The sequence below is a fragment of the Vibrio sp. 1874 genome (assembly GCF_033344395.1).
GTDB classification, from domain to species: Bacteria; Pseudomonadota; Gammaproteobacteria; order Enterobacterales; family Vibrionaceae; genus Vibrio; species Vibrio alginolyticus.
Genome location: NZ_JAWPOR010000004.1, coordinates 299720 through 312238, shown reverse-complemented (window position 1 = coordinate 312238; position 12519 = coordinate 299720). Strand labels below are relative to the sequence as shown.

The 12519-nt window shown below is 44.8% G+C and carries 10 protein-coding genes and 1 pseudogene; 7 read left to right on the top strand and 4 right to left on the bottom strand.

Annotation, left to right across the window (positions count from 1 at the left end):
* Positions 1-12: 12 nt before the first annotated feature.
* The 5 genes from R8N46_RS11270 (at position 13) to R8N46_RS11250 (ending at position 2447) form a co-directional block, all read left to right on the top strand.
* Positions 13-255 carry a hypothetical protein gene (locus R8N46_RS11270; protein WP_169644167.1) on the top strand — a complete coding sequence of 81 codons (243 nt, stop codon included), beginning with the start codon at positions 13-15 and terminating at the stop codon, positions 253-255.
* Positions 256-454: 199 nt separating this feature from the next.
* Positions 455-1018 (top strand): septation protein A, encoded by a 564-nt coding sequence (locus R8N46_RS11265; RefSeq protein WP_005376769.1) that lies wholly within the window; start codon positions 455-457, stop codon positions 1016-1018.
* A 225-nt stretch (positions 1019-1243) separates the two neighbouring features.
* Positions 1244-1639, top strand: a complete 396-nt coding sequence (gene yciA, locus R8N46_RS11260) for an acyl-CoA thioester hydrolase YciA (protein WP_005376768.1) — start codon at positions 1244-1246, stop codon at positions 1637-1639.
* A gap of 115 nt (positions 1640-1754) precedes the next feature.
* Positions 1755-2051, top strand: a complete 297-nt coding sequence (locus R8N46_RS11255; protein ID WP_005376766.1) for a YciI family protein — start codon at positions 1755-1757, stop codon at positions 2049-2051.
* A 3-nt stretch (positions 2052-2054) separates the two neighbouring features.
* Positions 2055-2447, top strand: a complete 393-nt coding sequence (locus R8N46_RS11250; protein WP_005386726.1) for a GspS/AspS pilotin family protein — start codon at positions 2055-2057, stop codon at positions 2445-2447.
* Positions 2448-2580: 133 nt separating this feature from the next.
* On the opposite strand, the gene metE is transcribed toward R8N46_RS11250, so the two are convergent.
* Entirely contained in the window at positions 2581-4863 is a 2283-nt protein-coding gene (gene metE / locus R8N46_RS11245) for a 5-methyltetrahydropteroyltriglutamate--homocysteine S-methyltransferase (RefSeq protein ID WP_042522829.1), read from the bottom strand.
* Between the two features lie 281 nt (positions 4864-5144).
* Between metE and metR the strand changes: the two genes are divergently transcribed.
* The gene (gene metR, locus R8N46_RS11240; protein WP_054730490.1) at positions 5145-6056 is read left to right on the top strand and encodes an HTH-type transcriptional regulator MetR; all 912 of its coding nucleotides are present in this window, start codon (positions 5145-5147) and stop codon (positions 6054-6056) included.
* Between the two features lie 21 nt (positions 6057-6077).
* Here the strand turns inward: metR and R8N46_RS11235 are convergent, their stop codons facing one another.
* From R8N46_RS11235 to R8N46_RS11225, 3 genes and pseudogenes are all read right to left on the bottom strand, one after another.
* Entirely contained in the window at positions 6078-6278 is a 201-nt protein-coding gene (locus R8N46_RS11235; protein ID WP_005376762.1) for a DUF4250 domain-containing protein, read from the bottom strand.
* A gap of 152 nt (positions 6279-6430) precedes the next feature.
* Positions 6431-7141 (bottom strand): hypothetical protein, encoded by a 711-nt coding sequence (locus tag R8N46_RS11230; protein ID WP_064354144.1) that lies wholly within the window; start codon positions 7139-7141, stop codon positions 6431-6433.
* 86 nt (positions 7142-7227) lie between these two features.
* Positions 7228-9683 (bottom strand): annotated as a pseudogene (locus tag R8N46_RS11225) (EAL domain-containing protein).
* Positions 9684-10108: 425 nt separating this feature from the next.
* Between R8N46_RS11225 and R8N46_RS11220 the strand changes: the two are divergent.
* Complete coding sequence (locus R8N46_RS11220) at positions 10109-12442, top strand: YgiQ family radical SAM protein (RefSeq protein ID WP_169644165.1); 2334 nt, start codon at positions 10109-10111, stop codon at positions 12440-12442.
* Positions 12443-12519: the final 77 nt, after the last annotated feature.

Below are 12519 nucleotides of genomic sequence, written 5' to 3'. Positions count from 1 at the left end.
AAGGAGATCGCCATGTTACTTCATCGACATACATACTACGGCCTGATTCATCATGGAATCAAAACACTGTTACTTGATCGCTTAGGCCACTATACAGAAGAAGAGTATCATCACTATCTGAGCCTGATGACTGGTAAATCCACTTGCTTCACGATGTCTCTTGAAGAGCTAGAAGCAACGGTCGATAACTTACTACGGGAAGGCTATTTAGAAGATGTAAAAACGCTTATTTCCCAATATCAACGTGTTGCTTAAGGTTTAAAACTCTCAACTTTATTGCCGCCTCATCGCGGCAATTTTTATTCCTTCCATATGCTGTTTCGACATGGAAGAATCTTGCGGTCTATACGATATACTAAGCGTTACTATTCTTACCTTAACTTCCTCAGTATTCACATCTTGTCAGATTCCGTTAGACTGTCTTCAATTCAATAATTAGGTAGATTTTGCCATCATGAAGCAGATCCTAGACTTTATACCACTCATCGTTTTCTTCGCTTTATACAAGCTGTACGACATCTACGTGGCGACAGGTGCACTGATCGTAGCAACAGCCATTCAACTTGTCGTCACCTACGCGCTGTATAAGAAAGTCGAAAAGATGCAGCTAATAACATTTGTTATCGTCACTATCTTCGGCGGCATGACCCTTTTCTTCCACGACGACAATTTTATAAAGTGGAAAGTCACCATCATTTACGCGATTCTGGCGATTGGCTTAGCAGTGAGCCACGCATTGGGAAAATCAGCCATCAAAGGTATGCTAGGCAAGGAAATTACGTTACCTGACGCTGTTTGGGCAAAGATTAACTGGGCTTGGGTTGGCTTCTTCTCATTCTTCGCTGGCCTAAACATTTATATTGCTTACGAATTGCCGTTGGATGTTTGGGTTAACTTCAAAGTATTTGGAATGTTGATCGCGACATTTGCCTACATGATTGCGACTGGCTTTTACATTTATAAACACATGCCAAAAGAACAAAAAAATAACTCATCCGATGTGTCCACTGATGATTAAAAACTCAGTTTTGCTATAATCCGCGACTTCACAGCGACCTTAGGGTCGCTGTTTTGCTCCATGTATCAGTAAACCGCTCAAACAACGTACCGTTTTCAGACCATTCTTGCTGCTGTAAACCAACTTTCTCTGGTCCGGTATCTGCGGTTTTTTAAGGACCTTTGGTTCTAGGTATTTACTATGTTGGCGCTTAGTTTGAGCGCCTTTAAGATTTAGGATGTCACAATGAGTCAAGAAATTAGCTCTCCGAAAGGTCAAATGCTGCTTCGTACCCTTGCAATGCCTGCAGATACAAACGCCAATGGCGATATTTTTGGCGGTTGGATAATGTCTCAGCTCGACTTAGCGGGCGCGATTCTGGCAAAAGAGATCTCTTGTGGTCGCGTTGTCACCGTTTCGGTATCAAGCATTACGTTCAAAAAACCTGTTGGTGTGGGCGATGTCGTATGCTGCTACGGCGAATGCACTAAGATCGGCCGCACATCCATGAGTGTCGATTTGGAAGTATGGGTCAAACCCGTCAAAGCTCACGGTGTTGGCGAACGCTTCATGGTTTGTGATGCGACCTTCAACTACGTAGCCATTGACAGTGAAGGTAAACCACGTCCGGTTCAGAATTAGTCAACCTACAACGCTAACAGTTAGAAAGGATCTCACATTTTCTGTTGTTCACTTGTGAGAGACACAAAAAAGGCGTTAAATTAACACTTTACCCTACCAATTAAGGAACTATGCTATGTGGTATGTCATCTTTTCACAGGACGTTGAGAACTCGTTGGAAAAACGCATGAGCGTTCGCCCACAACACTTGGATCGCTTACAAAAGCTACAAGACGAAGGTCGCCTTCTTACAGCTGGTCCGATGCCTGCGATAGATTCTGACAATCCTGGTGAAGCTGGATTTACGGGCTCAACTGTCATCGCTGAATTCGCCTCTCTAGAGGATGCTAAAGCGTGGGCAGAAGCCGATCCTTATGTAGCGGCTGGTGTTTACGATAATGTAATCGTGAAACCGTTCAAAAAAGTGTTTTAATTTATGAAAAAATTACTGTGTCTTTTCTTGGTATTTGGTGCTCTGGCTGGCTGTTCATCAACCGATGATAATCAGCGCCAACTTGAGCTTATGGCATCAAACCGAGCAGGAGTCTTGTCAGCGGGCCTCCCTTTAGAGTACGGTCCACTGCAAATAATGCGTGTCTCATCCAACAAAAATGTTGTAGAGATGATGATGATTTATAACGATGGCGCACTCGGTGCAAAGCCGTTAAATCAAGTACTGAATACCAGTATCTATACCTACTGCAGCAACCCAGAAGTTCGCAAGCAAATTGATATGGGCTTGATGTATCGTATTAAGGTACGTAATTCTCGCGGTCAGTTGATGGCAGATGAGTTGGTTTCCGCACAGACTTGTACTCAGGTGAAGTAGCTACAGTAATTTTTGTTGCTTTCGGCATGAGACGATGATTCGCTATTATTGGATAATCTGAAAACGAAAGTTAACAATTAAGAATAGAAAAACGGAGACCACAGTCTCCGTTTTTATTTGCTGTAACGATGTGTTACGCCAGCTCAGCACGGAGCTTCTTCGCCGCTGAAACCAGATTTGCCAATGCGGCTTCTGTCTCCTTCCAGTTTCGTGTTTTCAGACCACAATCTGGGTTTACCCACAAACGTTGAGCCGGAATTTTTTCTGCCGCTTTCTTGATTAAACCTTCAATCCATTCTTCCGTAGGAATGTTTGGTGAGTGAATGTCATAAACACCAGGGCCAATTTCGTTCGGGTAATTGAACTCTTCAAATGCTTTCAGCAACTCCATATTCGAGCGAGATGTTTCAATGGTAATGACGTCCGCATCGAGTGCCGCAACCGAATCAATGATTTCATTGAACTCGCTGTAACACATATGAGTGTGAATCTGAGTTTCTGGTTTTGCACTTGCCGCAGAGACCTTAAACGCATTTACGGCCCATTCTAAGTACGCTTTGTGATCGCGTTTTTTGAGTGGTAAACCTTCTCGAATGGCTGGCTCATCAATTTGAATGATATTGATGCCTGCATCTTGCAGGTCAGACACCTCATCACGCAGTGCCAAAGCAAGTTGCTGCGCAATTTCTTGACGTGTGATGTCTTCACGTGGGAACGTCCAACATAAAATCGTTACTGGTCCAGTCAACATGCCTTTCATCTGTTTGCTGGTTAGCGATTGTGCGTACGTCGACCATTCAACTGTGATCGGTTTTTCACGTTCAATGTCAGCAACTACAATGGCAGGTTTCACACAGCGAGAACCATAACTCTGTACCCAACCAAATTTGGTCGTTTGAAAACCCGCCAAGTTCTCAGCGAAGTATTCCACCATGTCGTTACGCTCTGCTTCGCCGTGAACAAGCACGTCTAGGTCGAGCGCCTCTTGACGTTTTACTGCGTCAGCAATATGTCCTTTAAGTGCTTGGATATATTCAGACTCAGATAATTGACCTGCACGATAAGCGCTGCGCTGCACCCGGATTTCACCCGTTTGAGGAAAAGAGCCGATTGTCGTTGTTGGCAACAAAGGCAAGCCCAATACTTCAGCTTGATGCGCAGCACGCTCTGCATAAGGTGCGTTGCGCTCGGCAAGTGACGCGGTAATGTTGTTTAAACGCGCTTGTACTTGAGGTTTATTCACATGTGTTGCTGTCTTGCGCGCTTTGATTGGCTGGCTATAGGTATCACAAGCGAGAATCGCATTTTGGTCACCATCGAGCGCTCGGCCAAGCAAGGCGACTTCTGCCACTTTTTGTTTTGCAAAGGCAAACCAACTTTTTACTTCTTCGCTCAGTTCTGTTTCCAGTGCTAAATCAACAGGGCTATGTAGCAGAGAACATGAACTGGCAACCCAAAGTTTGTCGCCCAGTTTCTCTTTGACTGGCTGTAGACGCTCGAGTTGGGCACTTAAATCTGAACGCCACACGTTACGACCATTCACAACGCCGGCAGAAAGCACCCACCCCTCCGGTAACTTGGCAACCACATCGTCAAGCTGCTGAGGGACGGCAGATAAATCGATATGCAAACCATCCACCGGTAGCTCTACAATTTTGTCTAGCGTATCGCTTACGGAGTCAAAGTACGTCGTTAGCAGCACTTTTACATCGCTTCGAATCACTTGGTAGGCTAGCTTAAACGAATCAGCCCATTTGCTTTCTAGCTCCAGTGACAAAATTGGCTCATCAATCTGAACCCACTCAACACCTTGACTTGCTAGCTTTGCCAAAATAGCTTGGTAAGCAGTAAGTAAGCGTGGTAGCAGGGTTAAGCGGTCAAACCCTTCTTCGACCTCTTTGCCCAAGTAAAGGTAACTGACTGGGCCAAGCAAAACAGGCTTCACTTGGTGGCCAGCTTGAAGCGCTTCGTTGACTTCTTCAAACAGTTGCGGCCAGCTCACTTCAAACGTATCGTCCTTGCTGAACTCAGGGACAATGTAATGGTAGTTTGTGTTGAACCATTTGGTCATATCCGATGCCGCAGCGCCCGCACAGCTGCAACCCGCCTGAGATTGACCGCGACCCACTTTAAACAACGTATCCAGGTTAGGGAAACCATCAGCGTGACGCTTTGGCACATGACCCAATAGCAACGTGGTCGTCAGTACATGATCGTACCAAGCGAAGTCGCCAGCGGTGGCAAAACTCAGACCAGCATCCGTTTGTGTTTGCCAGTTTTTGGCGCGTAGATCTGCCCCAACCTTTTTAAGCTCAGCTTGATCAATTTCTCCTCGCCAGTATTTCTCCTGAGCGAATTTTAATTCTCTTTTTTCACCAATGCGTGGATAACCTAGTATGTGAGTCGTTGTCGCCATGTCCCTATTCCTTTCTCAATTTTGTTCAATTTGTTTGGGTCAGAGCATCTTTCGGTAAATGATAAGATGTCTGGATGGCTAAACTATCGCTCTCATCTGATATTAGAACAACGTCCATTTATTCAACTTGTTTATTAAAAAAATTCATCATGAAGCGACATGATTCGCAAATAAAAACAACAAATAGACGTCTAGACGTTTACATATCCATTTTTTGTCGTTAAGTTATTTACACGATTGCTATTCTGTTCATAGCGAGCAACAAAGGATGAAAGGAATTCATGATAGAGCTAAAACATTTGCGGACACTCACTTCGCTTCGAGACACTGGCTCTCTAACGGCGACAGCGACCGCTTTGCATCTCACTCAGTCGGCACTGTCTCATCAGATCAAAGATTTGGAGGCGCGAATTGGAGGGCAACTGTTCCTGAGAAAGACTCGTCCGGTGAAGTTCACTTCAGAGGGAGAAATCCTATTGCGTCTTGCAGAAGATATCCTTCCGAAACTCGCAAGAGCAGAAAATGATTTAGCGAGCTTGAAAGAAGACGTCAATGGCCGATTACATATGGCCATTGAATGTCACTCTTGCTTCCAATGGCTAATGCCTGCACTTAGGGAGTACCAACTTGCTTGGCCAAGCGTAACATTGGACTTTTCCTCTGGTTTTGGCTTTGAACCACTACCAGCTCTATTGGCAGGCGAACTTGATCTCGTTATTACTTCCGATATCCAACCTCGATCTGAAGTCCACTACGAGCCTCTATTCGACTTTGAAATGCGTTTAATTACCGCAACCAATCACCCATTGGCGGAAAAAGAAATTATTGATCCGCAAGATCTCGCAGATCAAACCATGCTCTCTTATCCGGTTCAAAAACAAAGGCTGGACGTCGTAAAACACTTTCTTCAGCCAGCAGGAATAGAACCTGCGAAATGGAAGCAAGCCGACAATACTCTCATGTTAGTTCAGATGGTCTCTGCTGGATTAGGGGTGGCGGCACTACCCAATTGGGCGATTTCTGAATTTTCTCGCCAAGGTCTTATTACCAGTAAACCTTTCGGCCAAGGCTTATGGCGTCGCTTGTTTGCAGCAACGCGTCACTCAGAGAGAGAGAAGCGTTACTTACAAGCTTTTTTCGCAACCGCGAGGCTACAATGTAAAAGCCACCTTGACGGAATCAAGGTGGCTTAAAAGATTTGCGTTATGAAAGGCTTAGCGTTGATATGCTTTAAATTGGTTAGTCAATGGATCGTACTGATAACCGAGCATATCAAGCTTGCCGACTACAGACTCTACATCCATCTCATACACTGATACTAACTCGTCAAAACTGTCGCACTCTAAACGTAGCTTTTCGTTGACGATACCTAGCAAAATAGTGCTGTCCAGATTACCTACATTGCTTAAATCCATCGCGACTCTCCTCTTCGACAAGGTATATAAACAAGCGTAGTAGTAATCACGCGAATTTAAAGTGAGTGCGATCTAAAACGTGATCACCTTATACCCAAGCACCAAGAAAGCACTTGGATATAAGCCGTCTAGCTTTGTCTTTAGAATAGAGGTTAAGCCGCGAGAGAGAATAAACCTTGCAGGCTCGTCATCGACGCGAGTGCTAGCAACAAGGCAACGCTCAGTTGCACCTTTTCTGGTTTCTTATGCGTAAAAATATGCCAACACCACACAATAATTGAAGAAATTAACATAGCTAAAGACAGCAAGATTGGCTGTGTTGCAGCGTTCAGTGCAGCTTCATTTAACTGGTAAGAAGCAAACAACGTTGCGATGACTAATAGCATTCCAGACACGATGCCCGTAACTGGTAAAATACGGTGAAATGCCTGTAATCTGCTGCGAGCTATCGTAAGCAGCAATTGAGAAAATGACGCCCCAAGGAAAAATATCATTAGCGCCATCGCTATCGATGCTGGCCAGCTTGATTGCTCAAATACTTGAATACTCACATACGCAAAGGCCAAACCATTCGCTAAATGCATCGCCCATAGTGGCCCTTTTTCACGCGTTTTCTTGGTTTGAACCTGAGAATAGAAGTAGAAAATAGCAAACACGATCATAAATGCTTCAATGCGAAGTGACGCAACAGCGAGCCACAATACAGCTACTGCTGGCAACATTTTATGAAGACGTCCTCGCTGACCAGGACAAATATCGCCCTTTATTAGAAGCAAAGTCAGTAGCGCTTGTGCGCCAAATAGCATCGGAGGGAAAGTAACCAGCAATTGTTGAATCATGTTGAATGCACGCTCAAAAGTCATTTTGGGGGGCGATAATATCAAATCAACTATCGCCAAACCACCGAAAGTCGGCCCCCAAATGAGCTAAAACGGTAAGACAATTTTATTCACAGAGAAGCAAGATACTTCAACGCGTCTTCCTGCGTTAAAACTCCACGGTACTCTTCTTTGGTATTACACAATACCCAAGGGAAGCGAATGCCGGTTTTAACCAACTCTCGAATAACAGAGACAGGTAAATCCTCATCAACCAACACAAATTCGGTGCTCATTATCTGATGAACAGGACGTTTCCAAATTCGGCTTTCTCGTTCAGTTTCTCGCTCTGTGCCCATCGAGGGCGTTAGGTGTAAATTCACCGTCTCTTTCGTAATTAACCCAACACAACGATTTTCATTGAGAACAACTAAAGGCAAGCTTGGATTCAAATTCATGTACTCAACTGCCAAGGAGAGCGGTTCTCCAGGGTCCATAGACCTGACTTGTTCATGGCTCAAAGATTGCAACACATCACTTTGCTTAGACTCAATCGCGATGTCAGAGAACAGATGCTCATAACTGTCCGCTTTATCCATCAAATCGACAGGCACGGCAGCAGAAAATAGAAAGCCCTGCATGTAATCGACACCGATTTCTGCCAATACTTGAAGTTCTTGCTTAGATTCCACGCCTTCAGCAACCACTTTTACATTCATTTGCTGTGCAAGCTCGGTGACCATTTTCACAATGTTATAGCTAGTGCTCCCTTTATGAATGTTCTTGACGAATTTTCGGTCTATTTTCAGTAAATCAAACTGCCCTTTTTCTAGATAAGAAAAAGAAGAATACCCAGTACCGAAGTCATCAATCGCGATCTCAATGCCCTCTTTCCGCACTTCCTCTAGAGCTCGAGTATGCTCCTCATCTTGTTCAAAATACGCGGTTTCTGTTAGCTCGATAGTTACTCGCTTAGGGTCTACACCACTGGCTTTAATCAAATCATGCGACCGCTGAAGGATCTGAAGAGAATCCAATTTCGTATTGAGGGAGCGATTGATGGTCACGCCCACTTCCTCGCCATAAATTTCTTGTAAGCGCGGAAAGTGCTTCAACGCAGCTTGGCAGACCACATCATCAAGTGCCGCTATGAGTTCTAGATCTTCAATAATAGCGATCATCTTTTGCGTACAATACGCATCATTTTCATCATAGAAGCGTGCGAGAGCCTCGAACTTAACCACTCTTCCGGTTTGAACGTCGATAATCGGTTGAAAGTAAACGTCCACTAGCCCACTCTCTATTTGCGCCTCCAAAAACGCCTCGAGATGTTGGCGCTTCACTAATTCAGAGTGAAGTTCACTATCGTAAAAGTTGAAATAGCTGCCTTCACCGGAAATAGAGGACAACATCGCTTGCGCTGCATGTGCTAGCGCTTGTCTTGGTCGGTTCGTATCATAGCCAAGGATTGACACACCAGTTTGGCCTTTAACGATAGTGGCATGCATTTTTGTGCCCATTTCATTTCTAAGCTCATTAAAGAACCCTTTCATGGCAATTTGGATCAAACGAACCGGGCTCAACCATTGACAATGAGGGGTCTGCAAGCATACGACAAACACATCCCGAGATAACTGCCCCGCAATACTGGTGTAGCGACTTCGCATAATAAAATCTGCAAAACCTAATTGCTGTTCAAGCAAGTATCTCTCCGAAACTTGGGTCTTAGTGTCATAACAATGTTGAGTTCTTTATTTCTGCTTTCATTCGCTAAGGTAGCTAATTGGAGTTCAAATTCTTTCCTCGTCGGTAAAAAGGCAGCCCAATCATGCTGTTGTTCACAACGATTTTTCATCCACAACAACGAAGCAGAAATATCCGTAGAAAATCCGAGATAAAGAATTCGTCCAGAGTGAAACGTAAGTCGGTAAATACAAAGATGATGAGCTTGGTTGCTACCGTTTGCTGTTTTGCTCAGCAAGTTACCACACCAACATCCTTCATCATTAATTTGCTGCCACAGCTGATCATAAAACGCTTGGCTATGGTGAGAGGTACTGAAAATATGAGTTTTAAGCCCAACCAGATCTCGGTTTTGATAGCCCATTTGTAACTCAAAGGCACGGTTACAACCTAAGATGCGCGTATCTTCATCGGCAACTAAAACTCCTACATTTGGCAAATCAAAAATCGTTTCGAGAATTTTCGCTAACTCCTCGCAACCAGTGATTGTTAATTGTGGAATAATAGTGCCTTGGATAATGCGCTTATTGAGCCTTTCAAAACTAATAGTAACGTGCACTAAGTTAACGTTTTTTAGCATCATGCAACAAGAAAACCGTCCCCGTCCGCCAAAGAGTTCCACTTCTAGAATTCGTTGTTTTAGCGTTTCTTGTTGCCCCATCAGCATATGATCAAACAAGTTATTTAGGCTGGTTACTGGCGTACTTATCCCAAATGCATTTGCCATTCCTTGCTGATCACATTCGAACTCGCGAGTATCAATATCGTAAGACCACTCTATAACAGGAGTTAGACTGGAAGTCGTTTGCATTTTTGGATGCACTGTTGTCGTAGATTCACTCATACCCTAGCCCCTTTTCTTGTAATTAGCCCAAGGCTCAAAATTCACAGTCAATTCGCGACATTCCTGTTGGGACCTGCCGATCCTCTTTATAGATGGATTGTGTCAACGATAAGCCTATCGACTTAGAACTACTTCCAGAGCAGCTCAGCCTTTTGCATTTAATATGCACTAGTTTGATTATAGGCTTTACCCCATATAAGCACACCATTGCTTATGCTTTGTATTAAGATTGCGACATTTTTCATGAACCGATCTATAACCATGAGGCTTTCAAGGTGAAATTAGACAGAAAATCGCCGATAGAGCATTGATATTTTTACAAACCAAATAAAACTCGATGAACTAAGCTGGAATAGATGAGTTTGTTATAGATACCTGATAATCAAATCGCTATAATTCGCGCTCCCTGGAACAGAGAGCAAAATATGACCAATAACATCACTCCTATTCATGAGTACAAAAAATACTGGGCAGAGTGTTTTGGTACGGCACCTTTCTTGCCGACCAGTCGCAAAGAAATGGATGCCCTAGGATGGGATAGCTGTGACATTATCATTGTAACCGGTGACGCTTATGTGGATCACCCAAGCTTTGGTATGGCTATCATTGGCCGCCTGCTAGAAGCACAAGGTTTCCGTGTCGGTATCATTGCTCAACCAGAATGGCAAAATAAAGATGCGTTCATGCAACTTGGTAAGCCAAATCTGTTCTTCGGGATCACTGCGGGTAACATGGACTCCATGATCAACCGTTACACCGCGGATAAAAAGCTTCGTCACGATGACGCGTACACACCAAATAACGAAGGTGGTAAACGCCCAGACCGCGCAACGTTGGTTTACTCTCAACGTTGTCGTGAGGCTTACAAAGAAGTACCTATTGTTTTAGGTGGTATCGAAGCCAGCCTACGCCGTGTGGCACACTACGATTACTGGTCAGATAAAGTTCGTCGTTCAGTACTGTTTGATGCAAAAGCAGACATCCTACTTTTTGGTAACGCAGAACGCGCACTTGTCGAAGTAGCACATCGCATCGCAAACGGCGAAGACATCAGCACCATGACCAATATTCGTGGTACTGCTGTGAACTTGCCAACCGCGCCAGAAGGCTACACGGTTATTGATTCTTCTCGCATTGAAAAACCTCGTAAAGAAGCGTTCGTACCAAAGAACCCATACGAAGTAGAAACTCAGTGTGAAGCTAAAAAAGACGAGCCAGTTGCACAACCAATCACGATTCGCCCATCACGCCACGATGCTGCGACGACTGCGGTCCGTTTACCTTCGTTTGAAAAGCTAAGAAACGATCGTATTCTTTATGCGCATGCAAGCCGTGTATTGCATCTAGAAACGAACCCGTACTCTGGTCGAGCGCTACTTCAAAGCCATGGTGATCGTGAACTTTGGGTAAACCAAGCTCCAATTCCATTGACGACCGAAGAGATGGACTTTGTGTTTGGCCTGCCTTACGCGCGTGTCCCTCACCCTAGGTACGGGAAAGCAAAAATTCCTGCGTACGACATGATCAAGACGTCTGTAAACATCATGCGTGGTTGCTTTGGTGGCTGTTCTTTCTGTTCGATTACCGAGCATGAAGGTCGAATCATTCAAAACCGTTCGAAAGAGTCTATCATCAACGAGATTGAAGAAATTCGCGACAAAGTTCCAGGCTTTACCGGCACAATTTCCGATCTTGGTGGCCCGACTGCAAACATGTACCGCCTGGGCTGTAAAGATCCAAAAGCGGAAGCGAACTGTCGTCGTCCTTCTTGTGTATTCCCGGGCATCTGTAACAAGCTAAACACAGACCACAAACACACGATCGATTTATACCGCGAAGCGCGTAAAGTTGAAGGCGTGAAGAAAGTGATGGTTGCATCTGGCGTACGTTACGACCTTGCGATTGAATCACCAGAATACGTGAAAGAGCTCGTGACTCACCACGTAGGCGGTTACTTGAAGATTGCACCGGAACATACAGAGAAAGGTCCTCTTGATCTGATGATGAAGCCAGGCATGGGTACGTACGATCGCTTTAAAGAGATGTTCGAGAAATACAGTGCAGAAGCAGGCAAAAAGCAGTACTTAATCCCTTATTTTATCTCTGCGCACCCAGGCACAGAAGACGAAGACATGCTGAACCTTGCTCTGTGGCTGAAAAAGAACAACTTCGAATGTGACCAAGTACAAAACTTCTACCCTTCGCCAATGTGTAACGCAACGTCGATGTACTACTCAGAGACAAACCCTCTGAAACGCGTGAAGTACAAAAAACGTGAAGATGTACCTGTAGCAAAAGGTGAACGTCAACGTCGCCTGCATAAAGCGCTGTTGCGTTATCACGATCCAGCAAACTGGCCAATGATCCGCGAAGCCCTAGTCAGTATGGGTAAAAAACATTTGATTGGTGACAAACAAGGCTGTCTCGTTCCTGCAGAAGACATTGAAGCACAAACACCTGCGCAACGTCGTAAATCTGGTCGTCACGGGGCAAACCGCTTTGCAACCAAACATACCAAAAACCAACCAGGCTTCGGTGGTCATTTGAACAAACGCTCTGAAGGCGGTTCAAAAGATGGTAAACCATCTGGTAACCGTAACGGTTCTGGCAAAGCTACAGGTGGTCAACGCCCTGCAAACAACGGCCAACGTCCTAGCGGCAACGGTGCAAACCGCCCGGCAGGTAGCAAGCCGCAAGGCCAAGGTCGCCCACAAGGACAAGGCAAACCAGCTGGTCAACGTAAACCAAAGCGTCGCTAATTATTTAGAGCTTAAATACTAGAAAGGGCTCCAGAGGTAACTCTGGAGCCCTTTTGTTTTGTCGGCTCATTGAGGCA